Origin of the sequence: Lederbergia citri (assembly GCF_018343625.1) — a bacterium.
Lineage (GTDB): Bacteria > Bacillota > Bacilli > Bacillales > Bacillaceae_C > Lederbergia > Lederbergia citri.
This window is the reverse complement of the sequence record NZ_JAGYPG010000005.1, coordinates 1-25,021: the sequence shown is the minus strand read 5'-3', so window position 1 is coordinate 25,021 and position 25,021 is coordinate 1. Positions and strand designations below refer to the sequence as shown.

General features: G+C 36.4%; 27 protein-coding genes, 2 tRNA genes and 2 pseudogenes. 7 read left to right on the top strand and 24 right to left on the bottom strand.

Annotated elements, in window-relative coordinates; genetic code table 11:
- Positions 1-55: 55 nt before the first annotated feature.
- The 9 genes and pseudogenes from KHA97_RS24690 to KHA97_RS21760 all read right to left on the bottom strand — a co-directional run bounded on the left by KHA97_RS24690 (position 56) and on the right by KHA97_RS21760 (position 9,478).
- Positions 56-1,623: pseudogene (locus tag KHA97_RS24690) on the bottom strand (IS3 family transposase).
- Positions 1,624-1,906: 283 nt separating this feature from the next.
- The gene (locus KHA97_RS21795; protein WP_213126918.1) at positions 1,907-2,293 is read right to left on the bottom strand and encodes a hypothetical protein; all 387 of its coding nucleotides are present in this window, start codon (positions 2,291-2,293) and stop codon (positions 1,907-1,909) included.
- 992 nt (positions 2,294-3,285) lie between these two features.
- Complete coding sequence (locus KHA97_RS21790) at positions 3,286-3,786, bottom strand: GNAT family N-acetyltransferase (protein WP_213126917.1); 501 nt, start codon at positions 3,784-3,786, stop codon at positions 3,286-3,288.
- A 12-nt stretch (positions 3,787-3,798) separates the two neighbouring features.
- Positions 3,799-4,839, bottom strand: a complete 1,041-nt coding sequence (locus KHA97_RS21785) for a glutathione S-transferase family protein (RefSeq protein WP_213126916.1) — start codon at positions 4,837-4,839, stop codon at positions 3,799-3,801.
- A 482-nt stretch (positions 4,840-5,321) separates the two neighbouring features.
- Positions 5,322-5,451, bottom strand: a pseudogene (locus tag KHA97_RS21780) (VOC family protein); the annotation flags it as partial.
- 25 nt (positions 5,452-5,476) lie between these two features.
- The gene (locus tag KHA97_RS21775; protein ID WP_213126915.1) at positions 5,477-6,445 is read right to left on the bottom strand and encodes a ring-cleaving dioxygenase; all 969 of its coding nucleotides are present in this window, start codon (positions 6,443-6,445) and stop codon (positions 5,477-5,479) included.
- Between the two features lie 242 nt (positions 6,446-6,687).
- On the bottom strand, positions 6,688-7,986 hold the full coding sequence (hemA, locus tag KHA97_RS21770; RefSeq protein WP_213126914.1) for a glutamyl-tRNA reductase: 1,299 nt from the start codon (positions 7,984-7,986) through the stop codon (positions 6,688-6,690).
- Between the two features lie 67 nt (positions 7,987-8,053).
- The gene (locus tag KHA97_RS21765; protein ID WP_213126913.1) at positions 8,054-8,758 is read right to left on the bottom strand and encodes an MFS transporter; all 705 of its coding nucleotides are present in this window, start codon (positions 8,756-8,758) and stop codon (positions 8,054-8,056) included.
- A 285-nt stretch (positions 8,759-9,043) separates the two neighbouring features.
- Positions 9,044-9,478, bottom strand: coding sequence for a mannonate dehydratase (locus KHA97_RS21760; protein WP_213126912.1), 435 nt, complete (start codon positions 9,476-9,478; stop codon positions 9,044-9,046).
- Between the two features lie 1,072 nt (positions 9,479-10,550).
- On the opposite strand from KHA97_RS21760, the gene KHA97_RS21755 reads away from it, so the two are divergent.
- Genes KHA97_RS21755 through KHA97_RS21745 form a run of 3 tightly spaced genes read left to right on the top strand, consistent with a single transcriptional unit; the run spans position 10,551 to position 11,423 of the window.
- Positions 10,551-10,850: a hypothetical protein gene (locus KHA97_RS21755; protein ID WP_213126911.1), complete on the top strand. Its 300-nt coding sequence runs from the start codon at positions 10,551-10,553 to the stop codon at positions 10,848-10,850.
- The gene (locus KHA97_RS21750; protein ID WP_213126910.1) at positions 10,837-11,097 is read left to right on the top strand and encodes a hypothetical protein; all 261 of its coding nucleotides are present in this window, start codon (positions 10,837-10,839) and stop codon (positions 11,095-11,097) included. The genes KHA97_RS21755 and KHA97_RS21750 overlap by 14 nt, the downstream gene beginning before the upstream one ends.
- Positions 11,097-11,423 carry a tyrosine-type recombinase/integrase gene (locus KHA97_RS21745; protein WP_213127052.1) on the top strand — a complete coding sequence of 109 codons (327 nt, stop codon included), beginning with the start codon at positions 11,097-11,099 and terminating at the stop codon, positions 11,421-11,423. The genes KHA97_RS21750 and KHA97_RS21745 overlap by 1 nt, the downstream gene beginning before the upstream one ends.
- Positions 11,424-11,526: 103 nt before the next feature.
- On the opposite strand, the gene groL is transcribed toward KHA97_RS21745, so the two are convergent.
- Positions 11,527-13,155, bottom strand: coding sequence for a chaperonin GroEL (groL, locus tag KHA97_RS21740; RefSeq protein ID WP_213126909.1), 1,629 nt, complete (start codon positions 13,153-13,155; stop codon positions 11,527-11,529).
- 49 nt (positions 13,156-13,204) lie between these two features.
- Positions 13,205-13,492, bottom strand: coding sequence for a co-chaperone GroES (gene groES, locus KHA97_RS21735; RefSeq protein WP_213126908.1), 288 nt, complete (start codon positions 13,490-13,492; stop codon positions 13,205-13,207).
- 246 nt (positions 13,493-13,738) lie between these two features.
- Here groES and KHA97_RS21730 point away from each other — a divergent pair, with 246 nt between their 5' ends.
- A complete protein-coding gene (locus KHA97_RS21730; RefSeq protein WP_213126907.1) occupies positions 13,739-14,473 on the top strand; it encodes a CPBP family intramembrane glutamic endopeptidase in 735 nt (244 codons plus the stop codon).
- The gene (locus KHA97_RS21725) at positions 14,470-14,667 is read left to right on the top strand and encodes a YdiK family protein (RefSeq protein ID WP_213126906.1); all 198 of its coding nucleotides are present in this window, start codon (positions 14,470-14,472) and stop codon (positions 14,665-14,667) included. Before KHA97_RS21730 ends, KHA97_RS21725 begins: the two co-directional genes overlap by 4 nt.
- Before the next feature lie 153 nt (positions 14,668-14,820).
- Here the strand turns inward: KHA97_RS21725 and KHA97_RS21720 are convergent, their stop codons facing one another.
- From KHA97_RS21720 to moaC, 6 genes are all read right to left on the bottom strand, one after another.
- Positions 14,821-15,219, bottom strand: coding sequence for a hypothetical protein (locus tag KHA97_RS21720; protein WP_213126905.1), 399 nt, complete (start codon positions 15,217-15,219; stop codon positions 14,821-14,823).
- 22 nt (positions 15,220-15,241) lie between these two features.
- Positions 15,242-15,457 carry a hypothetical protein gene (locus tag KHA97_RS21715; protein WP_213127066.1) on the bottom strand — a complete coding sequence of 72 codons (216 nt, stop codon included), beginning with the start codon at positions 15,455-15,457 and terminating at the stop codon, positions 15,242-15,244.
- 124 nt (positions 15,458-15,581) lie between these two features.
- Positions 15,582-16,331, bottom strand: a complete 750-nt coding sequence (gene tatC, locus KHA97_RS21710; protein ID WP_213126904.1) for a twin-arginine translocase subunit TatC — start codon at positions 16,329-16,331, stop codon at positions 15,582-15,584.
- A gap of 15 nt (positions 16,332-16,346) precedes the next feature.
- Positions 16,347-16,547, bottom strand: a complete 201-nt coding sequence (locus KHA97_RS21705) for a twin-arginine translocase TatA/TatE family subunit (protein WP_213126903.1) — start codon at positions 16,545-16,547, stop codon at positions 16,347-16,349.
- Positions 16,548-16,612: 65 nt separating this feature from the next.
- On the bottom strand, positions 16,613-17,275 hold the full coding sequence (locus tag KHA97_RS21700; RefSeq protein ID WP_213126902.1) for a redox-sensing transcriptional repressor Rex: 663 nt from the start codon (positions 17,273-17,275) through the stop codon (positions 16,613-16,615).
- An 18-nt stretch (positions 17,276-17,293) separates the two neighbouring features.
- On the bottom strand, positions 17,294-17,791 hold the full coding sequence (gene moaC, locus KHA97_RS21695; protein ID WP_213126901.1) for a cyclic pyranopterin monophosphate synthase MoaC: 498 nt from the start codon (positions 17,789-17,791) through the stop codon (positions 17,294-17,296).
- A 128-nt stretch (positions 17,792-17,919) separates the two neighbouring features.
- On the opposite strand from moaC, the gene KHA97_RS21690 reads away from it, so the two are divergent.
- The gene (locus tag KHA97_RS21690) at positions 17,920-19,848 is read left to right on the top strand and encodes an ABC-F family ATP-binding cassette domain-containing protein (RefSeq protein WP_213126900.1); all 1,929 of its coding nucleotides are present in this window, start codon (positions 17,920-17,922) and stop codon (positions 19,846-19,848) included.
- A 261-nt stretch (positions 19,849-20,109) separates the two neighbouring features.
- Complete coding sequence (locus KHA97_RS21685) at positions 20,110-20,622, top strand: GNAT family N-acetyltransferase (protein ID WP_407658059.1); 513 nt, start codon at positions 20,110-20,112, stop codon at positions 20,620-20,622.
- A gap of 289 nt (positions 20,623-20,911) precedes the next feature.
- On the opposite strand, the gene tsaD is transcribed toward KHA97_RS21685, so the two are convergent.
- From tsaD to KHA97_RS21650, 7 genes are all read right to left on the bottom strand, one after another.
- Entirely contained in the window at positions 20,912-21,934 is a 1,023-nt protein-coding gene (gene tsaD, locus KHA97_RS21680) for a tRNA (adenosine(37)-N6)-threonylcarbamoyltransferase complex transferase subunit TsaD (protein ID WP_213126898.1), read from the bottom strand.
- Complete coding sequence (gene rimI / locus KHA97_RS21675) at positions 21,931-22,398, bottom strand: ribosomal protein S18-alanine N-acetyltransferase (protein ID WP_213126897.1); 468 nt, start codon at positions 22,396-22,398, stop codon at positions 21,931-21,933. The genes tsaD and rimI overlap by 4 nt, the downstream gene beginning before the upstream one ends.
- Entirely contained in the window at positions 22,391-23,092 is a 702-nt protein-coding gene (tsaB, locus tag KHA97_RS21670; protein WP_213126896.1) for a tRNA (adenosine(37)-N6)-threonylcarbamoyltransferase complex dimerization subunit type 1 TsaB, read from the bottom strand. Before tsaB ends, rimI begins: the two co-directional genes overlap by 8 nt.
- Positions 23,073-23,543, bottom strand: a complete 471-nt coding sequence (gene tsaE, locus KHA97_RS21665; RefSeq protein WP_213126895.1) for a tRNA (adenosine(37)-N6)-threonylcarbamoyltransferase complex ATPase subunit type 1 TsaE — start codon at positions 23,541-23,543, stop codon at positions 23,073-23,075. Before tsaE ends, tsaB begins: the two co-directional genes overlap by 20 nt.
- 71 nt (positions 23,544-23,614) lie before the next feature.
- Positions 23,615-23,690, bottom strand: a tRNA-Asp gene (locus tag KHA97_RS21660).
- 23 nt (positions 23,691-23,713) lie between these two features.
- Positions 23,714-23,787, bottom strand: a tRNA-Met gene (locus KHA97_RS21655).
- Between the two features lie 332 nt (positions 23,788-24,119).
- Entirely contained in the window at positions 24,120-24,599 is a 480-nt protein-coding gene (locus KHA97_RS21650; RefSeq protein ID WP_325167526.1) for a C40 family peptidase, read from the bottom strand.
- Positions 24,600-25,021 lie beyond the last annotated feature (422 nt).

Sequence of the window (25,021 nt, the reverse complement as noted above, 5' to 3'; positions counted from 1 at the left end):
CTCGGCACTCTGAACTGCCCCCTGTCAAGTAGACAGTGGAAATAAAAAAACGACACTAGGCGGCTTTAGACCTGTATTCTAAGGGGCTAAGGCCGTCTAGTCTTTTTTGTAATCGTTGTTGATTATAAAATTGTATGTATTCATCAATGTCTTTTTTCAACTCTTCAAATGTATCGTACTTGTTTAGATAATACTTTTCACATTTCAATGTTCCCCAAAATCCCTCCATTGGCCCATTATCGATGCACCTTCCCACTCGCGACATACTTTGCGTCATTTCTGCTCTCCCAATTTTCCTTTTGAATGCAGGGGACGTGTATTGAAATCCTCGATCACTGTGGAAGAGGGGGCTAGCTCCTGGATTGGCTTCCAATGCTATATCCAGGGTTTTAAACACCAACGGATTATTGTTGGATGTGCCTAATACATAGCTTACAATCGATCCATCGTACAAATCTAAAATCGCACTCAAATAAGCTTTCTTGGAGGCTCCATACTTCATTTCGGTTATATCAGTCAGCCATTTTTCATTTGGTTTCTCCGTGTGGAAATCCCTGTTCAATATATTCTCTGCCACATGTTGCGGTGTGCTTGGTTTATAATTCTTGCGTTTGCGTCGAATAACCGACTGGATTCCAGCCGTCCTCATCAGCCGATACACACGCTTATGGTTAATTGTCTTGGATAAGATACGATTTAGGTTAAGCGTTATGCGGCGATATCCGTATATGCCGTCCACCTTCTCATTTAGGCGTTTTATCTCCGCTAAAATTTCTTCATTCCACTTCTCATTCTCGGAAGGGGTGCGTTGAAGCCACTTATAGTATGCAGAACGTGCAATTCTAGCAATCTTGCATAATAGCGAAATTGAGAAATTCTCATTCTCATGTAATTCCTGAATAGCCACATATTTATCAGTTAAGCGAACCTGGCTTAATGCCGCCTCTTTAGCCGCCTCCTTTCGATGTCCTCCAACTTTTTTAAGAATGCATTTTCTGCCCGAAGACGCTCATTTTCCCGTTCCAAGCGTTTCATTTCACGCTGAATCTTCTCTTCGGGAGTTAACTCTGGTTCCGCCTTATGCTGGCCACGCTTATCTTTAAGACCGTCTTCTCCGTCTTTCTCGTACTTTTTTACCCATTGATACACCTGTTGATAAGAGACTTTGAAAAGCTCTGATGCTTGGTGATAATTTTTTCCGTTTTGAAGACAATACATTACAATTTCCAAACGTTCTTCAAGTGTAGTGGACCGACCTTTGATCATAGAGCTGCTCATCCTTTGCGTGTCTTTAAATTCTCTATGACCATTATAATTCTTTATCCACTTTTCCAACACTGAGTGACTTGATATTTCATATTTCCGAATAACATCAATCAATGAATAGGATCCGGAAAGATAATCAAGAACGGCAGCTGTCTTTAGCTCCTTGGTGTACCGTTTCCATCCAGTTGAACCTTGGAGCCCATCCATTCCATATGTTTGATATAGGTAGACCCATTTATTTAAGGTTAGTTTAGATATATTGTGTTCCCGACAAAAATCTTTTACAGAGGTTTGTCTGTCCTCAAACGCCATAATTAACTCATACTTTTCTTGTGCACTATAAATACTTTTTGCCAAAGAAAAAGCCCCCAATTTAGTAAACAGATTTTTTATTATTTCATCTGTCTACCTTATTGGGAGCATATCACTCAGTAGAGTGCCTTTTTTATTGATTCTCAGATTTTTACTGCGTAATATGTGTCAATTGTGAAGTTAATAAACAACTTCTTCTTCAACTATCCTGCCAGTTAGTTAAACAACTGAATAATCATTCTCTTGTTTGTCTAAATGTTATTACAAAGTCTTGCATAGAACAAAACTATTATTTTTAGGTATAAAAAGAACAAGAAAAAGGGATGATTCATTCATTCTTTTTTTCTTGTGACTGTACAGTGCTTTCAGCTAATTTAAATAGTTCATCGGCTACCGTGTTTTCAAATTCGGATTTTTTCATTGAATTATCTAAACCAATTTTAAAGACAGTTAAACCGATTGCTAACATTGAGAATGTGTTGCTAACCTTGTTAAGCGTGTTATCCGATAGGGCTAGGGTTAGGTAGGGAGCAATAATTAATGAGGTTATTGCCAGAAATTGGAAAACAACTTTAAATAGCTTTAAATTTCCTATCCTATTATTTCTAATTTTAATATCAATTGCTTTTTTTTGATGTTGAACCTTGCAGCAGTGTTCGAATATATCTCCTATGATAAAGAAAATACCTGATAATGAAATGCTCGTTATTATCACTATTGATAACTTAACCATTCCTAGAAGGTAAAAGAAAGCTAGAATTATAAAGGTAATTCCCAGAAATTTAATTATTCTATTTGCTTCATTTAATTCATCGAAGGCTAATAGGAATTTAAAAGTTTTAATACGTTGCCTAATTCTATTAAAAAATTTGGGGGTTCTAATATAAATCTACACCTTTCGAATTTGAAGTGGCATTTTATCTATAGTTATCCTAATGAGTAAATAATAACAGAGCAACTTAAAGTTTGGCAGCCTAGGAATGTTATGCAACAAATCAAGTGGACTGTTACAAGCAACGACTCGATAAGCTCAATCGCTTCAACTTTGAGTAAGTTTTCATGAGTAACCGTAGCAAACTCTTATAAGCGTTTAAATACCATTTAATTTTCTTATTCCTTGTTGAACTAAATTGCCCGTTAGTTGAATAAGAAATGCTGTTAAACTACCTAAAGTTCGTCTCTCTTAACCATTCCACGTTTCTTGGGTTATCTATTGGTTACTTCACGACGTTTAAACAACTCATGAAATAATGTTTCAAATACAATAAAAAGAAAATCTGGCTAGGCGTATGAGAAAAAAGTGAAAATGCCATCCATTTTTAAAATGGTTCCAATTGTCAAATGCTTTTTCCAGATAAGCCTAGGAATTTTAATATGAAAGCTTGGTATATCTTTAATAATAAAAGCAAACCTTCAAAGTTCACCTTTTGTTATACTTGTTTGGACATTCTTTATGACATCTGAAATAGAATTTATCTATTTCGCAGTAATTCTGCCGTACAGTAATTTTCTACTACACTCAACACCAAGATATTTACTTGTGTGAAAAATGTAGAAAATGATTTCAAATCATACCTTTTTAATCGTTTTTCTACAAACAAAAAACCTAAAAGCATTGATTTACCAATGTTTTAGGTTTAATTCAACTCGTTTTCTTTTATTGTTACCGGTGATCTAGGTGGAACCGTTTATGTGATTGTCACTGCATTATATCCCCAATCGAAAGGCTTTAACTACAATCCCATCATCTGCCGGCACAAAATCATATTGTGGCAAGTGCTCAAAGCCGTGTTTTGTGTAAAGCTGGATCGCCTGTTTCATAAACTCTCCAGTATGTAGTCCAATAAATTTGTGATTTTTGGCTTTAGATCTTCTTATGCATTCAGCAATTAAGGCGGAAGCTATACCTTTGCCACGATTTTCAGGAGTAACGGCAAGCATTCGGATTTCTGGATAATCTAACTCTTCTACTTTACCCTCATATGCATCGGTTTTAGCAGGAAACAAGACGGCACTCCCGACTATTTTTTCATCCAGTTCACACACAATCAGTTCAACACCATCCTGGCGATCAGCTTCTGAAGAAATAGCCTGCTTCAGCGCTTGCCAATGCGCAGCTGGAATTGCCGCTGAATGCTCCACATAAGCAGCCACTCGTTGCTCGCGAATAAAATCTAATTCATCTAGTTTTGCATCACGAATTTTCATGTTTGATTTCCCCTACCCTTTTAGCAAAAACTTTTCTTTTTTATTGTTTAGTTCTTCACGGTTATGTTCCGTATGCCATAATGATGTGTCTGGTCCTTTTGGAAGAATATTCACTTCTCCTTTTCCAGGATCAATCGTAATCGATAGGTGATAATGTCGCTTTATCGCATCAAAATCAGTAGTCTCACCAAACCCAACAGTCTGGTACAAATCACGCGCATATTCCCATAAGTTCGTAAACTCACGGATTAGATTTCGGTTTGTTCGAAATGCGGAATAGTAAGCAGCATCAAAGCGAACCAATGTCGTATATAAACGCACATCCGAATCGGTAATAAAATCCCCAAATAAGAAACGACTCTTTGATAGGCGTTCCTCTAATTCATCTAATCTAGCAAACAATGTATCATAGGCTTGTTCATAGGCCTCCTGCGAACGGGCAAATCCACATTTGTACACGCCGTTGTTTACATCATGAAAAATAACCTCATTCAATGCGTCAATCTCTGCGCGCAAATCACTAGGATATAAATCTGGAGCATTTTCCTTATGGAAAGGAGCCCAGACTGTTTCAAAGTAGTTAGTTAGTTTAAAATAATCATTGTTTACTGCTTTTTTCGTTTCAAGATCCACCATCACTGGCACCGTTGGTCTCCCTGTATAATCAGGATCTGCATTCTTATAAACTTCACTAACATACTGAACACCAAGAACAGGATCCACTCCATGTTCATCTAAGGAAAATTCCCAATCAACACGCTCTATTCTTGGTCTCATCGGACTTACTTTCCCTAAGCTAATTGCATATTCCAATCCAAGAATTTTACGAACAATAACAGAGCGGTGTGCCCAAGGACATGCATCTGACCAAAGCAAGCGAAAGCGTCCAGCCGCAACAGGTAGCTCATCAGGATTATTACCAAAAGGGGTTGTAAACCGATTCGTTTGCCGGTTGAAAGAACCGTCCGCTTTTATTTCAGCCGGTTTTTTGGATGAATGATTGCTAGATTCATTGGGAATTGCACAGCTTATTGTCTGATCTTTTTCTGTCATGTATCTCTCTCCCTCAAGACTTTAGTTAATACAAAGTAACTCCATGTGTTTAATGTAATTTAGCCATTCTCTAAATCATACGTCAAGGGAAAAAGCTTATGACATTGTGGTGCATAGGAGAAATCATTTTTTATATAGAACCTTTTTAGGATTCATGATTATAAAAGCCACCGCAACTTTGAATGAGCAATTATCCACCTGTTGGCAAGTTGTCCGCATCATCCACTTCTTTTACTACAAGACGTGACTGAAACTTTCTGCTGTGTTTGTAAACTTTCTTTCCTATATGTAAAGATTACCCCTGTTCAATACAGAGATCATCTTCCTAAAACTTGATAGATTTTTTTTAAAATGTCATTTACAAAGGCTATACTTTAGGATTCTTCCTAATCTTTTTGCTTTATTCTAGATATGTCTTATTGTTCAACTAAGGCACCCATTAGCTTAATTATGCGTAAACTTTAACTGGCTTGGTCAATAATAGTTTGAATATCGTCTTGATTGACTTTTTTTAACTAAACGCATTCCTAAAACATATGTGAAAAATTCATAGTTCTTTTCTGCACTACTTGTAATAGCTGTTACGTGGTGTATTCCTTTTAAATTGTTCATTTATATCCCTCCAAGAAAGCCAGATTTAATTTAAGTTTAATGGTCGTAATTTTTCTTCGATCTCTTTTCGTTTCGGTTCCAAAAACGGTGGAAGTGATAATTTCCCCCCCATTGTTTCTATAGGTTCATCTGCCGCAAATCCTGGTGTATCCGTTGATAATTCAAATAATATACCATTGGGTTCCCTGAAATATAAAGCCTTGAAGTAATATCGTTCCACTTTCCCTGAATTCGGTAACCTGTATTCATTCAAACGCGCTACCCATTGATCGTATTCATCCTCATTCGGAACACGGAAAGCAACATGGTGAACACCTCCACGACCTAAGCGCGCTCTTGCCAAATCTGGCCTCGTTTCAATATGAACTTCCGCACCGCTGCCGCCCTCACCAGTTGTATAAATCAATATTTCTGCACGGTGTCCTACATGTGAATTATAAGAACCGGCAAATCGAAAACCCATTATTTCGGTTAAAATGCCTATAGTTGGTTCTGCAATTGGGACGGTGAGTGTTACAGGTCCTAAACCAATAATGGCATGTTCCATTGGAATGTCATTTTTTTCCCATGGTATCCCAGCTCTCACACCTTTTTCATCGTTGTCGGCTACCAGGATTAAGCAAGTTCCCTCAAAATCACTAAAAGCCAATGTTTCACGGTTTGCTCTTTTTTGAATATCATCGTGTTGAACCCCAAATTGTTTAAAACGTTCTTTCCAAAATAACAAAGAGTCCGAATTTCTAACTCTTAATGATACAGTAGAAATGTCCGAAGTTCCCCTGTGTGTTTGCTCCAGATGAGGAATGTCGAAAAACGTAATTTCAGTTCCTGGGGTCCCTTCCGCATCAGCATAGAAAAGATGATAGGATTCTGTATTATCTTGGTTAACCGTTTTCTTTACCAATCTCATTCCTAAAATTTTTGTATAAAATTGATAATTTTTTTCCGCTTTTCCTGTTAATATTGATACATGATGTAAACCTAATAATTCCATTTCAATTCACTCCTTTATATTTTTGCTTATCAAAGGAAATAAATTCATTTATCTACAATTAAAGAATCCTTAAACTGAGATATTTATTTAGAAAACACCACGACTAATTCCATAATGATGGAAATTCCATATAAAAAAAATCTTCATCTAGCCAAGTTGAAATCTCCTTGAATGTAATCATACTGCAATTACTTTTCCCCTTAATCATATGGATTTTTTCACGCTTACAAAGCAAAAAAATTTTAGTTTGAAATAAATGTTTTTTGGTAACGAAATTTATCAACATCATCTTCAAGTTGGAAGACTTTTGTAACTATATCTATCTCTTGATCTGCATCATTTAAAACTGCCATTTCCTTAATATAAGATAAAGGAGCTTTTAAAAATTGGTTTGCAATACTATTTAAATGTTTGGTTATTACCTTTTTATCACGGTTTGATAAGTCTGGTAGCTTTCGATTAATACTTTCCAATGTTTCATTTTTAACACTTGATATTTTATGATTAAGTGCAGAGATAAGAGGAACAACTTCTAATAGATTAACCCAATTCATAAATTCAGCGATTTCTCCATCAATTAGAGTTAGTATTTTCTTAGCTGCTTTTTTACGCTCCAATAGATTAGAATTTACTATGTCGTGTAGATCATCGATATTAAATAAACGAACATTTCCAATATCCGTTATTGCTTCGTCTATACTTCTTGGGACAGATATATCTATAAAAACAAGTGATTTATCCTTTTGTATTTTTTGAACCATGTCTTGAGTAATTATGAATTTTTCTGAGGAAGTGGCACTAATAACTAAATCAGACTCATTCATTTTAGATTGAAGTTGACCAAATGGTAGGGCCTCGATTGAATAACGTTGAGCTAGTATCCTAGCATTTTCGTAAGTTCTATTAATAACAGAAACTTCATTTGCTCCACTGCCAAGTAAATTTTTTACTAGTAATTCAGACATTTCTCCTGCTCCAAGAACGAGTATAGAAATATCTTTTAGAGTTGTAAAAGTCTCCTTTGCTACCTCTACTGCAGCATAACTCACTGAAACTGCTCTAGAACCTATTTCTGTTTCACTATGCGCCCTCTTTCCAAGGGTAACTGCTTTTTTAAACGAATGATTAAATATAGTCCCAGTTGTGAGTTCCTTTTGGGCTAGTAAAAAGCTCGTTCGAACTTGTCCTAAAATTTGCGTTTCCCCTAAAACCTTTGAATTTAAACCACATGTAACTTTAAATAAATGTTTAATTGCTAACTCTTGAATATAGAAAAACAAATATTTATAGAAATCGGCTTTTTCAATTTGGAACCATTCTGCTAGAAAACTTTCAAGTTGAGCTTTTCCAGTTTCAATATCATCAGTTACTGCATAAATTTCAGTTCGATTACACGTTGATAAAATTACATTTTCATTAATTCCGTTTTTAGATAGTAGTACCTTCATAGCATCCCCTAGTTGGGAAGGACTAAAGGTAAATTTTTCTCGTATTTCAACAGGGGCTGTTTCATGGTTTAGTCCAACAACTATAATATGCATAGATTTCTCCTTACTTCTTTATAAAGTTTGTTTTTCATCTCAATATAGGGTCTCTATTGATTATTTTTTATGAAGCCTTTTTTAGATTCCAATATATTAATTTTTTATTAAATATCTTTTTATACCTAAAACAAACATTTATAGATAAAAGAATACCTATTATTGCAATGAATAGGTCAAGAAAGAAAACGGCAGTCACATTGATATTTTTGTTTAACAATCCTGTAATCATCGGAATAATAATAAAGGCAGAACTTGAAGCAGTGCTTACATAAGCAGTTGTTGTACCTTTTTTCCTTGGAAAAAATTCAACTATCACTGCTATACACAATTGAAACAACCCTGCTGTCGAAAAGCCTATTAGGAATGAACTTATTACTGTCATAATTGGTTGTTGAACAAATAATAAAAGTAATAAAGAAATAGTAGCTAATGACGGATAAATTACCAAAATCAAAATAGGACTGATAAACCTATTTAAAATCACAGCAAGAAGTAAAACGGAAACTAATGCACCTACATTGTAATAACTTAATAAATGGATTGATTCAACCCTACTCATACCTACTACGCTATATCCGTATTTTGGTAGCCAGACTTGGGCAACCATAAGTAACGCTGTTGATGTAAATCCGATTAGTATTATAGCTATTCCTTCAACCCAGATTCTTGGTTTAGATACATATCGATTTACCTTACTAATACCTACTACATTTGAAGTTTTAAAATAAGTAGGAAAACGAACGGTTGATATGAATACTCCATTAAGCATAAAAATGACAGCTGGTATGAAAAATGATCCATTAAAGCCTAAGATTTTCGGGCTCATCGGTTATGAAAACATTGATCTTATCAGGTTTTAATTCTCGTTAATAAATTGCTTTATAAAACCATATATTCAAAAAGGCCCAAAACTCTTTATACACAAAGGGCTTAGGGCTTTTTCTGTTATTATTAAAGTGTAGCTCTCTTAACATTTTTCCAATTTCTGATTTTTTACAATTAAATCATTATTGCCCTCATTGTACAATGCTACTATTACATAAATTACGCATTATCATTCATTATTTACAATAGATAATGCCGCTTTCATATACCCCCGTGCAAATGCCATACCTGCGTGCCAAGGGGCATTGCATGTCATTTGGGGAGTATGGTCTGGGATTAATACCCCATCAAAATTATTTTTTTTAAAGATGCGAAGAGCTTTTATCATATCAATGTCTCCCTCATCTACAAATACCTCTTGATAGTTTGGTACCTTTCCCTTCACGTTACGAAAATGAACGTAAGCTATAGCATTTTGTTTACTATATTGATCAATGGCTTCATATACATCGCCGTCTGTCATTTCCTGTATTGTACCCATACAAAACTCTAGTGAATTATTATAGCTAGGATAAATATCAAGGAGCTTTTGGTACAATTGCGGTTGATTTACCAATAGATTATTACAAAGGTCTACAAGGGGGAGTGCCAATAACTTTTCCATTCTCTGAATGGTAAATTACAGTTCAGATAATTCGTCAGGGTGAAAAAAGAGCTTAGAACTATGCACATTTTGTGACTACTCTTCTTCAACTATCTACCCGTTTGGCTTTATAACTTCAACAAAAAAGCGTCAATCCTTCTTCGATTCTGTCTACAACTTTTAACAAAATAAAACGCCTACCTATATCAGTAAGCGAATCATTCTCCCTTTTTTCTTACTCTCATAATACAACTGTCCATCATTCGAGTTTTTAAATATATTTAACCCGAACAAACTAAACACCAAATGATAATCTATGAATTTGACCTGTCCCCTTTTATTCAACCTTTTCGCATCTCCTATTTTTTTATTATTTCACTGTTTTCAACCTTATATAGATGGGTGATAACGGGATTTCCTAAGCATCTAATACAAAATAAAAGTTATACTCCTTAATAGGAATAATATCCTATCCTGCTATGGATTCAGTTATATTTTTTATTTTCTACATTATAGTAAAATTTTACCACATTTTCATTCCTCTTGCTCTATTTCTTTTTAACTAATTTCGCTTTACACCCATCCATTTCGATTTTACATTCCAACAAATCTACTTCCCCTTCTTCTATAAAAAAAAATGATCGTATCGACCAAAAAATAGTAAAGAAAAATAGTCATGTAAAAACAAAATAGAATGATGCTAGGTTAGAGTTATTTCTAAATGGAGACTCCAGTTGGAGTGAAAATACAGTCGTCACCAGATATACATATTGGGGATTTGAAGCGTTGAAAGAGGGATTTGATGATAATGATAAGTCTGTAAAAGAGGTACAAATCACAATACAGGCTACTCTTAGTATAAAAAAGTCAATGAATCTGTATAAGCTGTGGAAACGTTTGAATACGCGAGAGAAACGTTCGAGGAATTGAATTACGATAATTTCTTGAACCTGGCCAGTGGAGAAGAATGGAGGATATTAAATGAAGCTGATGGATACTTCATCCACCCTGCCATTTATAATAATGTAAAGGAAAAGCACATCGAGAAACTAACACATGGAAAGGGCTATTTTTTATTATCAGCTATGCAAAAGTGCCGATTACAGATGCTACTCATTATATGTATCAGCAAGTTATCAACAAATTATCAACAGGTCATGAAAGAACGACAGTTCAAGGAATAAATACAACCGCTAATATGATTTTTAAATTTGCCATCAGGAATAAATTAGTGAAGGATAATCCTTGTATTGATATTGTAATACCCCAAACACGGAAAACAATAGAAGAAATCAAGAAAAATAACATAGAGGAAAAGTATTTAGAACTTGAGGAATTAGAAGAATTTCTACTGGCTACATTAGAACATGGTCTTAAATATGATAAGGAATGATTCTACACCTTGGCCTCTTTTCGGGAATGCGGGTGCATTGCAAAAATCAGATGTATTATTTGATACGAATGAAATTTGTGCTACAAAGACCTTATACAGCGAAAGAAATAATATGAAAGAGTATGAGCTCACTCCACCTAAAACAGATGGATCTATTAGTAAAATCGAGATAGAAAAGCCTATTATGGATATGCTTAAGGCAGTTATATTAAATAATGATAAATTTAAGATCAATATCTTACTGTAATTGAAGATTATCATAACAAGGATTTTGTTTTTAGCCGTGCTAGTGGTTACCCATTTGTAACAAAAACAGTACTTTTGCGAATGCATAGGATCTCAAACAAGACATCAATTAAAAAGCATGCGACTCCTCATATTTTTAGGCGTACACATATTTCCATGCTCACAGAGGCAGGAGTAGACCTCCCGACGATCATGCAGCGAGTTGGTCATGAAGATACAGAAACAACCATCGGCAATTATATACACGTCACGAATAAAATGAAAAAAGATGCCTCAGATAAAGTCGAAGGACTCTATGGAGACATCTTGAGAAAAGCAATCCTATAAAAAGTTTTATGAAAAATAATGTGATATTTCTGTGATATTTTTGCGGAAATGTCACTTTTTCATTAGCAAAAACCGCGTCATATCAACGTTTCCATGCGGAAAGTTACATCATGCCGCCCATTCCACCCATGCCGCCCATGTCAGGCATTGCAGGTGCAGCTGGTTCTGGCTTATCAGCTACAACAGCTTCTGTTGTTAATAGCATAGAAGCTACAGATGCAGCGTTTTGTAGAGCTGAACGAGTTACTTTTGTTGGGTCTACGATACCAGCGTCGATCATGTTGACCCACTCGTTAGTAGCAGCATTGAAACCAATGCCGATTTCTTCTTTTTTCAGACGCTCAACGACAACAGATCCTTCTAGACCAGCGTTGTGTGCGATTTGGCGTACTGGCTCTTCTAGTGAACGAAGTACGATGCGGATTCCAGTTGCAACGTCGCCTTCTGCTTCAAGAGCAGCTACTTTGTTGTATACATTTACAAGTGCTGTTCCACCACCGGAAACGATTCCTTCTTCAACAGCCGCACGAGTTGCGTTCAATGCGTCTTCGATGCGAAGTTTGCGCTCTTTCAATTCTGTTTCAGTTGCAGCACCAACTTTGATGACAGCTACGCCGCCAGCAAGTTTAGCTAAGCGCTCTTGTAATTTTTCTTTGTCGAACTCAGAAGTAGTTTCTTCCATTTGTACACGGATTTGGTTAACACGTGCACCGATGTTTGCAGAATCTCCAGCGCCTTCAACGATTGTTGTGTTTTCTTTGGAAACAACAACTTTCGCTGCGCGTCCAAGCTGTTCAATGGAAGCAGCTTTTAACTCAAGACCAAGCTCTTCAGTGATGACTTGACCTCCTGTTAAAATAGCAATGTCTTCAAGCATAGCTTTACGACGATCACCAAATCCAGGTGCTTTAACAGCTACTGCATTGAATGTACCGCGAAGTTTATTCAATACAAGAGTTGCTAATGCTTCACCTTCAACATCCTCGGCAATCATCAAAAGTGGTTTACCTTGTTGAACGACTTGCTCAAGGACAGGTAGGATTTCTTGAATATTTGTGATTTTTTTATCTGTAATTAAAATATATGGATTATCAAGAACTGCTTCCATTTTATCAGAATCAGTTACCATGTATGGAGAAGCATATCCACGATCGAATTGCATACCTTCTACTACATCAAGCTCAGTAGTGAAGCCTTTTGATTCTTCGATTGTGATAACTCCGTCGTTTCCAACGCGCTCCATTGCTTCAGCGATTAGTTGACCTACTTCTTCGTCACCTGAAGAAATTGCAGCAACTTGTGCGATGGATTCTTTATCTTCAATTTGCTTAGAAATGGCTTTAAGCTCTTCTACTGCTGTTGCAACAGCTTTTTCGATACCTTTTTTAACGCCAACAGGATTTGCACCAGCTGTAACGTTTTTCAAGCCTTCACGAATCATCGCTTGTGCAAGAACTGTTGCAGTTGTTGTACCGTCACCTGCTACGTCATTTGTTTTGCTCGCAACTTCAGAAACAAGCTTCGCACCCATATTTTCGAATGCATCTTCAAATTCAATTTCTTTTGCAATTGTTACACCGTCATTTGTGATCAGTGGAGAACCGAATTTTTTCTCAAGAACAACATTGCGTCCTTTTGGTCCCAATGTAACTTTAACGGCATCTGCTAATTGGTCTACACCGCGTAGTAACGCGCGACGAGCATCTTCTGAGAATTTAATATCTTTTGCCATTGAAAAATGACCTCCTCATACGTTTTATAATGATAAAATAGAATCAGACTTACTTTCCGACAACTGCTAAAATGTCTGATTCGCGTAGAATCAAATATTCAGTACCTTGGTATTTCACTTCTGTTCCAGCGTATTTTGAGAAGATGATTGTATCTCCTTCAGATACTTCTAGAGCCACACGCTCACCGCTGTCAAGAACACGGCCAGTACCTACAGCCACTACTTTACCTTCCTGCGGTTTTTCCTTTGCTGAATCCGGAAGTACGATACCACTAGCTGTTTTTTCTTCCGATTCTACTAGCTCAATAATTACGCGATCACCCAATGGTTTTAACAAGTGAAACAACCTCCTTAATTGAATATGTATTTTATATTTATTAGCACTCTAACTCATTGAGTGCTAACACAGTTATTATCATAATAAATTCATTTTTGATTTGCAAGTCTCAAGCTTAAATTATTCAAAAAACTTTTTCTCCAAAGGTCTACAAAATTTTTAAAAGCTTTCCTATTTGAATGGTTTGATTTTTATTAGTAAAATGAAGGTTGTCGCTTTTTATATTGATGAAGGGAATTTATGTTTATGAATAAGAAATATCTATATATATTGATTACGTATATTGCCATGCAGCTTTCTGTATTTATAGGTGTGCCTTTGGTAGGTTTCGCTGGGATATTTTTGTTCCATATAGATCCATCTAAAATGGATATATTAGCAACGGGCATATGGGTTGTATTTAGTTTTGTGGTTGGATTAATCATTGTCCTGCTTATATTAAGAAAGGCTGAACCACAAACGAGAGTGGAAAAGGTAGAGCCAATGCCGATAAAAAGTTCCATCATCTGGGCGATTGGCGGGATTTTTATTGCGTTTGTTGCTCAAATGATCGGTGTCTTAATTGAAACGGCCATTGGGATAAAACCTGGTTCGGAAAATACCGAAAATATTATGAACTTAATTAAATCAGTTCCATTAGTCGTTCTAGCAAGTTCCATTTTAGGACCGATATTAGAAGAAATCGTTTTTCGAAAAGTCATTTTTGGTTTTTTCTATAATCGTTTTCCTTTCTGGGTTGCGGCATTATTAAGTTCTTTAATATTTGCACTTGCCCATTTTGACCCTATGCATATCATTTTATACTCTGCCATGGGATTCACTTTCGCTTTTTTATACGTAAAAACAAAAAGAATTATCGTTCCGATTATTTCTCATATGATGATGAATACGATTGTCACAGTCGTGCAATTTAATTATATGAATAATCAAGCTGGAATTTATGAAATGGTTCACGGTTGGATTGGAGGGTTTTTCAGATGAGATCTCCGTTTTTTTCAGGAGTTATATATTTAGTACTTGGATGCATCTTTACATTCTTCGCAATCCAACAAGTAACGATGAATGATTGGAATTTTTTCGTCTATGTACTGCTTATATTAGCCACTTTTGATTTCGGTGCGGGTTTTAGGTTGATTGGACTGCATTTTAGAATAAAGAGTCAAAAAAGGAAGTAAAAAAAGAGCATGTAAAGCTTTTTTAAAAAATATTAAATTCTTATTAATGTCCGACATAATAAGAGGTAAATTAAAAGGATAGATGAGCAATAAGCTCTTTCTATCCTTTTCTTTACTAAATGACCTTATTTATTACAACAAAAAATGCGTACTTTAATCTACAAGGCCATTACCTATGTAATCAAGGGTATCTTTATCAGCATAAACAATCATATTATTTGGAATGGATTTACTTTTAGTAGGAAAATCAATCAAATACACTTTTTTTCCTTCATATGATTTATCACCAACTTGAGTCATCATATTTTTATTCAGAGTAATTTTAGAAACCTTTCCATCTTTCCAAGTTCCATCAATCCATTCTTTTTGTTCTAAAGACAACTGCTTCCAAACTAGTTCTCTCACATCATTTTCTTTTACAACCTTATCATCTTGCTCGTTATTATTAGCAACACTCAGGTCATTATTACTTTCTTTTCCATATCGGTTTGAACAAGCATTCAGCCCTAGCAGAAGAACTAAGGAAAGAATAAATAGAGTGATTTTCTTCATTTTTAACACCTCCTTAGTTTAATTAGACGTGCATTTTCTGTATTGGTTCCACAACTAACTCGTTTGTTTTTTGTTCTTCTTTTTTACTTCGGAAGATTATTCCAAAGTAATTCGTAACCATAGTATTGCTTTCCGTAATATATTCTTCTGCTAGAATCAGCTTTTGGACAAGTTTTTTCTTAGAAAATATCATATATTTCTTTTGAAGATTATCAAGATTGCTGATAAATGATGTCAATTTAAAGGCCTAGTAAATAAAAAAATACACCACTATATTAGTGATGTACTACATTTTTATTTAATGTATGACATTAACCTACTCTGTTCCAACAAGGTTTAATTTTAAAGAGTAGTCCTCTTTTTCATATCGTTTCTTCTCTTTGTTCAGCTTCAGCAGCCTGGGCTTTTTTATATCCAATCGTTGCAATCCACACACTAAGCTCATAGAGCAGCAATAGTGGTACGGTCACCATTAAATGCGAGACAATATCAGGTGGTGTGATAAGTGCTGCGATTACAAATAATACAAAATACGCATATTTTCTTATCATCTTTAAGAACATTGGTGTGACGATTCCTAGCCTCGTTAAAAATAATAGAACAACTGGAAGCTGGAATAAAAAACCAAATGGTAGAGTAATTTGAAATAAAAATTGAAAATACTCGTTGATCCCGATTGTGGATGTAATGCCCATGTCACTTGATAATCCGAGCATGAACTTCATGACAAAAGGAAACAAAATGAAATAAGAAAATGTTAATCCCGCTAAAAATAAAAATACAGAGGCTGGTATATATCCTAATGTCGCTCTACGTTCTTTTTCAAGGAGACCTGGACTGACGAAAGACCATATTTGGTATAAAATCACCGGAGAGGTCATAATTAGTGCCAATATAAACACCATATTCATATATACTTTAAATGGATCCGTAACACGAAACGCGTTCATCGTGAGATCTTTTGCCGCAGCCGCATTTTGAAGAATATTAATTAACGGTTGTACGATAAAAAAGCTAATGATTACGGCAAATACGAAGAAAACGACTATTATCATCAGCCGTTTTCTTAATTCGTCTATATGTTCTAAAATCGTCATATGATTTTGATTCATAACACGTTCATCCTATCATTGGTCGGCGTCTTTTTTCTGATCCTTCTCTTTATCCTTATCATCGTCGTCCGCCAAACCTGCTGTAGCGTTTTTAAATTCACGCAAAGTTTTTCCAGCTGCCTTCCCTAGTTCAGGCAACTTTTTGGGGCCAAATATTAGCACAGCAACAATACCGATTAGGATTGCACTACCTGGTCCAATTGCACCTAATACCATTTTGCGCCCACCTCCTTATTCATTTATTGTAATTGATGAAATTCCGTTTGGCTATTCCCAAACTTTTATTCTTGTGAACTTTCCGTGTCTTCGTTCGGATAATTTTTTAAGAAATAAATAAGTGACTGGAGTTCTACAGCAAGGTCAATATGATGAACTCTTACAGATGATGGTACGGCTAGTCTTGCTGGTGTAAAATTTAATATTCCTTTCACGCCTGTATGTTCAAGTCGATCTGTAATTTGCTGTGCTACAGCGGCTGGAACGGTTAAAATGACGGCTGATATTTCCTCTTCATTCAACCTTTGTTCAAGCTCAGACATATCGTAAATGGGTACATCGCTTATCATCGTTCCTACCTTTTTTGGATCTACTTCGAAAGCCATCGCTATTTTCGTATTATTATTTTTTAAGAAATTATAATTTAAAAATGCCGTTCCAAGGTTACCAACGCCAATAAGCGCCACTTTCGTCAATTCATCCTGATCTAATGTTTTACTAAAAAAAGATAAGAGATAGTTTACATTATACCCATATCCTTTTTTCCCTAAAGCACCAAAATAAGAGAAGTCACGGCGAATCGTTGCTGAATCTACCTTTACTGCTTCGCTTAACTGAGCAGATGATACGCGTTGTTTTCCTGATGCATGTAGATTTTTTATAAATCGATAATAAAGAGGCAGCCTCTTCGCAGTTGCATGCGGTATTTTCATTGTTTCTTCGTTCATACTAAAACCTCCACACCTTCACTCATCGTGAGATTGTCTTTTAAAATCTTTTCCGGTCGTTCCACCTGTTTTTTCAATCAGAAAAGTCGGTCCTATGATCATGCTCTTGTCTACAGCTTTACACATATCATAGACCGTCAATGCTACAGCTGATACCGCGGTTAAAGCTTCCATTTCGACACCAGTATTTCCAATTGTTTTTACTGAAGCTTGTATATCTAGCTGCCAATTATTTGTCCTTTTTCTCCATCCAAATGAAATGTCAATTCCTTTTAGTGGGATAGGATGGCACATAGGTATGATTTCCCATGTTTTTTTTGCCGCCATAATACCAGCAACCTGTGCCACAGCAAGAACATCACCTTTTTTTATTTTGTTTTCCGTTATATGTTCATAAATAATTTCATTCACTTCGATACTTGATTGGGCGATTGCAGTCCGAACCGTTTCAGGTTTCGCACTCACATCAACCATTTTAGCGCGCCCCTGCTCATTAAAATGAGTTAATTTATCCACTGCCAACACCTCTTTATTATCATACACTATTTCGACCAAGCTGTCTTTTTTCTCAAGACTTAGGTTGGGATATTGCCGAGAGCATTCATTATACGGTAAACTGACTATGAAACAAGAGGTGAAAAACAATGATGCTGCTACAAGTTCAGCAACTGACAAAATACTTCGGAGCTGAATTAATATTATCGAATATAAAACTAGAAATACAAACGAAAGATAGAATTGCCCTTGTTGGACGAAATGGTGCAGGAAAATCAACATTGTTGAAGATGATTGCGGGACATTTATCCTATGATTCTGGCCAAATTGTAAAACCGAAAGATGTTTCAATCGGTTATTTAGCGCAAAATACTGGACTAGAATCATCCTTATCCATCTGGGATGAAATGCTATCTGTATTTGATTATATAAAAAAAATGGAAGAAAATCTTCGTCATATTGAGCTTGAGCTAGCAAATAGTTCACATGATGAGCAAACGGCAAAATTATTAAGAGAGTATGATCAGCTCCAAGTAAAGTTTGAAGAAGTTGGAGGCTATCAATATGAATCCGACATTCGTTCGGTTTTACATGGACTTCGCTTTTATGAAGAAGACTATTCTACACGTATCTCGACATTGAGCGGGGGACAAAAGACCCGTCTTGCGCTCGCCAAGTTATTGTTAACAAAACCAGATATATTAATTCTGGACGAACCTACCAATCATCTAGATATTGAAACTCTTTCTTGGTTGGAACAATATCTAGTAAGTTACCCTGGTGCTATTTTAATTGTTTCGCACGATCGCTATTTTCTCGATAAAATCGTAACACAAGTATATGAGCTTTCGATGCATGAATTAAAGAAATTTCATGGTAACTACAGTAAATACCTAGTACAGAAGGCAGAAATCTATGAACGCGAAATGAAACTATTTGAAAAACAACAGGATGAAGTAGCCAAACTGCAAGACTTTATTCAACGCAATCTAGCTCGTGCCTCTACTACTAAAAGAGCACAAAGCAGACGAAAGCAGCTTGAAAAAATGCAGTTAATGGATCGGCCTACAAATGGGGATAAATCAGCATCGATTTCTTTTGGTATTGAAAAGCAAAGCGGCAATGATGTATTGAAAGTAAAAGATGCCTCGATCGGCTATGCTGGGGCGCCATTATCAAATAATATTCATTTTTCAATTTATCGTGGAGATAGTATTGCATTAGTTGGACCTAACGGTGTCGGAAAGTCCACATTATTAAAAACAATTATTAAAAAAATTACGTTGCTCTCCGGTCAAATCGATTACGGCACTAATGTTACGATTGGCTATTATGATCAGGAACAAGCCGAGTTGTCTTCAAATAAAACCGTTTTACAAGAGCTTTGGGATCATTATCCGATGAAGGAAGAAAAAGAAATCCGTACGATGCTCGGTAACTTCTTATTTAGTGGCGATGATGTGCAAAAGACTGTTTCTACCTTAAGCGGCGGAGAAAAAGCTCGGCTTGCACTCGCGATTTTAATGCTTGAACAAGCTAATTTTCTCATATTGGACGAACCGACGAACCATTTGGATCTAGATAGTAAGGAAGTACTTGAAAATGCACTTGTTGATTATCCAGGAACCATTCTTTTTGTTTCACACGATCGTTATTTTATAAATAGAATTGCATCAAAAGTCGTAGAGCTTTCTCCAGATGGTACGATAGAATATCTTGGAGATTATGATTACTACGTGGAGAAAAAAGCAGAGATGCTAGAGATAGCTAAGCTAGACGCGGAAAAACTGCAGTCAAAAATGCGGACGGAGAGCCCTACAACAAAAACATCCTTCCAGCAAGATAAGGAAACAAAGAGACTAGAAAGACAGAGAAAACGTAGAGTCGAAGAAATAGAGGACCGCCTCGGAATTTTAGAGGAGAATATGAGCGAATTGGAAGAGCTTCTCTGCCGTCCCGATATATTTGAAGATCATGAAAAAGTAATGGAAATAAACCAACAGATTGAAGAAATAAAAGTGGAAATGGACCAGCTTTTAGAAGAGTGGGAGGAACTGTCTGAACTTCTTCAGGAATAGCACCTGTAATGGGTGCTGTTCTCTTTTCCACAATCTTATTCACAGAAATAACACTATAAATAAAGGTATCTTAAGGTTTTTCCACATTATCCACAGTATAAGAGGTTTTTATCCACAATTAAAGCTGGATAGTTGGAATTACTGGTTTCTTCCTAATGAATATCCACAACTTATCCACATTAATTTTTATTTACGTGCTTACTTAGTTGCCATTGGAATACAATATAACAACGATTTTCACTTGCACACTTCGATGGAGGGATGAAATTGAATACGCCAGTCATAACTACAGATAGGTTAATTTTAAGAAAAATGACCAAGGATGATGTTGGAAATCTGATGGTAATATTCTCAGACCCTGAGGCTATGAGGTATTATCCCTCAACAAAAAATGAAAAACAAACTATGGAATGGATAGACTGGACCTTAAATAATTATTCAAATTATGGTGTAGGTCTCTGGATAGTAGAGGATAAAGCAACAGGAGATTTTCTGGGGCAATGTGGGATTGTCCCTCAAGAAGTAGATGGAGTAATCGAAATGGAGATTGGCTATTTATTCGTAAGACGTGTTTGGGGAAATGGATATGCTACAGAAGCAGCAGAAGCCTGTAAGAAATATGGATTTGAGCAATTGAAATTAAGAAAGATGGTCTCTTTACCTGATGTAAATAATATTCCATCGACAAGAGTTGCTGAACGAATTGGTATGAAAGCAATCAAAACAATAAATAAATGGGAAAAAGAAGTATATGTGTATTCAGTGTCGATATAAGAAAAGCGCAAGCGACTTGCTCATCGACGTACAAACTTCAGGGCAATCGACTGAGATAAAGGAAACACGATGAGGCCTATAGGGCGAATCGATGTTGACTTATCATAGGGAGAGGGCCAAGAAGTTTGCTAGTCGATAGGCGCTGGAGCTGGACAGCAACCATCTTATTTCAAAAGTTTGAACTTAAATCTATTTATACTTTCTTTTAAAATAAAAAATGGCTCGGAAAAATTCCAAGCCATTTTTAAGTGCCGATTTGAAATGAAATTTGTGTAATTATTTTATTGCTTTAAAAAATTTTTTCAATATCTAAACCTGGATGAGCATTCATTTCCATCGTACCTCTTTTTCCCATTTCAAATAATATGCTGCCAGCCGCTGCAATCATGGCGGCGTTATCCGTACATAGAAAAAGTGGCGGAATGACGAGCTCAATTTCAGGTTCTTTTTCAAATGCAGCCGTTAAAGAATGACGAAGTCCTTTGTTCGCTGCAACTCCACCGGCTAATAGAACTTGCCGAACATTGTATTCTTTTGCAGCACGAACCGTTTTTTCCGTTAAGACTTCGACCACACTTGCTTGAAAACTCGCCGCTAAATCCTCAGGGCTTACGGTCTCGCCTCTTTGTTCGGCATTGTGAAGAGTGTTAATTACTGCTGATTTCAGACCGCTAAAGCTAAAATCATATGAACCTTCCTCTAACCAAGCCCTAGGTAAATCAATATTTGGGTTTCCTTCCTGAGCAAGCCTATCTATATGCGGACCACCAGGGTACGGAAGCTGTAAGGTTCGAGCTACTTTATCGTATGCTTCTCCTGCTGCATCATCAAGGGTTTCTCCTATCACTTTGAAGGATCCATGCTTCTCCATATAAACCAGCTCTGTATGGCCACCGGAAACGACAAGCGATATTAATGGAAATGTTAATTCTGTAATAAGACGGTTCGCATAAATATGTCCTGCAATATGATGAACCGGAACGATTGGTATTTTATGTGAAAAGGCAAGTGCCTTTGCTGCATTAACGCCGACAAGTAAAGCTCCGACTAAACCTGGTCCTTCCGTTACAGCTATGGCATCAATATCCTTAAAGGAAACATTTGCTTGTTTTAACGCTTCTTCTATTACAATTGTCATTTGCTCAACATGGTGCCTTGATGCAAGTTCTGGAACGACTCCACCAAATCGTTTGTGGCTCTCAATTTGGGAAGCAACAACATTGGAAATGATTTCTGTCCCATTTTTTACAATTGATGCTGCTGTTTCGTCGCAGCTTGTTTCAATCCCTAATACGAATAAATCATTTTTCATATCTTCACCCACATAACAATGGCATCTTCATGGTTGTCTGTGTAATAGTTCTTTCTGATGCCGCCTTCTTTAAAACCCAATTTTTTATACAAGGATCTAGCAGGAATATTACTAACTCGAACTTCAAGCGTCATCGTTTTTGTTCCTGCTTCTTGTGCTAAAGATATCATTCTTCTTAACAATGCTTCACCAAGCTTACGCCCACGATATTTCGGCAATACAGCTATGTTGGTAATATGTGCCTCATCCATAACAAGCCATACACCGCAATATCCACATACTTCCCCATCACATTCCATGATTAAGTAAACGGCGAATCGATTACTGATGATATCTTGATAAAAGGCTTCTTTTGGCCACGGAACAGTAAAAGATTTTTGTTCAATGTCGACGAGACTTTCTATATCTTCTTCCGTCGCAATTCGAAACGTAACTTCACAAGTATCTTGCCCATTTTTAATCATTTTTCCGCTCCTGTTTTTCCAGCCATTTCGCTTCAGCCTCGACTAGGCGCAGATAATTCGGAGTAAAAGAATGAATATCTACGGCTGGAAGATTTATACCCAACAATCCTAGCTCACCCGGTCTTGGATTCTGTTCTGGGATTTGAGCAAAAATAGCCTTTTCTTCCAATTCTATTTGAAAGGTATCTTTATGAATTGGGATATCATTTCCTATAAATAAGATTGGTTCTCCGTAAGTTTTTATTGTTTGTGCCCATGCACTCGCTAAGATATTTCTGTCTTCCAAGACATTAACCAAAGCACCATTTTCATACTTATATAATCCCGTATAAATTAATCCTCTTCGTGCATCAAATAAAGGACAGAGATAGCCTGAAAAATAGCGGGGAGCTGCCGCTAATACTGCAAGACTTGATACTCCAACTAAAGGAATTCCTAAGCTCCAGGCCATTGTTTTGGCAATCGTCACACCAATTCGTACACCAGTATACGAGCCAGGCCCTTGTGCTACAACAATCTTATTTAAATCTTCCGTGCCCGTTTCACAATCTGCAAGTAATCTCTCAATAGCTGGCATGACACGGACACTATGATTTTTTTTCATATTTGTGATATATTCCCCAATTATTTTCTCTTCACTTAAAAGTGCGATTCCGAGAACGTCATTAGAAGTATCAATCGCTAAAATTTTCATTGAATAACTCCTTACATAAGGCTTCATATCTTGCCCCAACTGGTACAAATTTTAACAATCGTTCATCATCACCATTACGATAAATATATACGGAGAGATGTTCGGGTGGTAGTTGTTCTTCTATAATATGAGCCCATTCAATCACTGTTACCCCATCATTATAAAAATATTCATCAATTCCCAAATCTTCAAAAGCATCCTTCACGCGATATACATCCATATGATAAAGTGGAAGCCTTCCATTATATTCTTTTATAATGGTAAAAGTCGGGCTATTTACGTTTTTATGAATGTCTAAGCCGGAAGCAAGACCTTTTGTAAAAGTTGTCTTTCCTGCTCCTAAGTCTCCTTCTAGCAACAAAATATCGTTTTTTTTGAGTAATTTGCCCAAGGTCTTTGCAATAGCATACGTCTCTTCGGGACTATTCGATTTCAACTCAAAGCTTCCCATACGAGTTCTCCCTTTTAGGTGATAATATGAAAAAAAACGAAACTAAGTTTCGTTTTGATTTTAAATACATATGGCGGTCCCGACGGGAATCGAACCCGCGATCTCCTGCGTGACAGGCAGGCATGTTAACCGCTACACCACGGGACCTATTCCTTGCCGATAAAATAAGATTGCGGGGGCAGGATTTGAACCTGCGACCTTCGGGTTATGAGCCCGACGAGCTACCGGACTGCTCCACCCCGCGACGATAAAAAAGTATAAAAATAACACTTTGCACAAAAAAGAATTCTTGGATGTTAGAGACCATTTATTGTGCAACAAAATTAATTATACTAGGTGTACAACGAAAAATCAAGGTTTATAACCTTATTAATTTAAATAAACAACAAGTTCATATGAAAAACAAAAAATCCCCATAGCTTTTCACTACGAAGATCAGGAATGGATAAACATTAAGACAACCAGGAGAGTGATTATCCCGAAAAGAGACACGGCTACAAGTATATAGATTAGAAAGTGAATGAACTCCATGATTTTTGCCCATTTCATGATAGACTCTCCTGTACAAAAGTGATCTTAGTTTACGATTCTTTTTGCCCCAACATATTTAGACTTCCAATAAGTAAGATTCATCGATTGTACTTTAACTCCATTAGATGTAGCCCCGATGAATTGTTGCTTCCCTACATAAATGCCGACAAATGAAACAGATTTTCCGTCAGTTTTGTAGAACACTAAATCCCCTAGCTTTAAATCTTTCAAATTAACGCTTTTTCCTTTTTTAAATTGATCAGCACTCGTACGAGGTAAATTGACTTTTACACCTTTTGCATACACATATTGTGTAAAACCAGAAGCATCGAATCCTTTAGTTGTCGTTCCACCCCACTTATATGGCTTCCCTTTCAACGTCTGCGCATACGCCGCAACCTTATCCCCTTTTGTTTGTGCAGCCGCATCCGCATTCAAGCTAAACAAAGATGAAAATAGTAGTGCTAGTGCTGTGACCACTGCGATGACCCATGATGATTTTCTTACTGAGATCCCCATTTCCATTACAAATCCCTCTTTCTTTTTTATTGTTTTTTTCTTTCTAATGACATCATAAACAATTTAAAGAAAGCATTGGTTTCTTATTGGTTAAAAATAGTTACATAAAGGTTAAGAGTCTATTTGCCATAAGTGGTCTGGGTGCGAGTTGAAAAGCTGTGGAATCTACAGGTCCGGCTAAGATTCGGAAACATGCTGGAATGAATTGAGCACCATCACTTACCTCTGATTCCTCGATCTTCTTGGTCCTCCTGATCCTCGCTTACCTTGTGTTTGTTTCTTTTCTTCTATACCTTCGGTATAAAAAAAGACACTCTCATTTGAGAATGTCTTTGATTGCCTGGCAACGTCCTGCTCTTGCAAGGGGAAGCCCCTTACTACCATCGGCGCACGAGCTTAACTTCCGTGTTCGTGCTGCGGATCAGGAT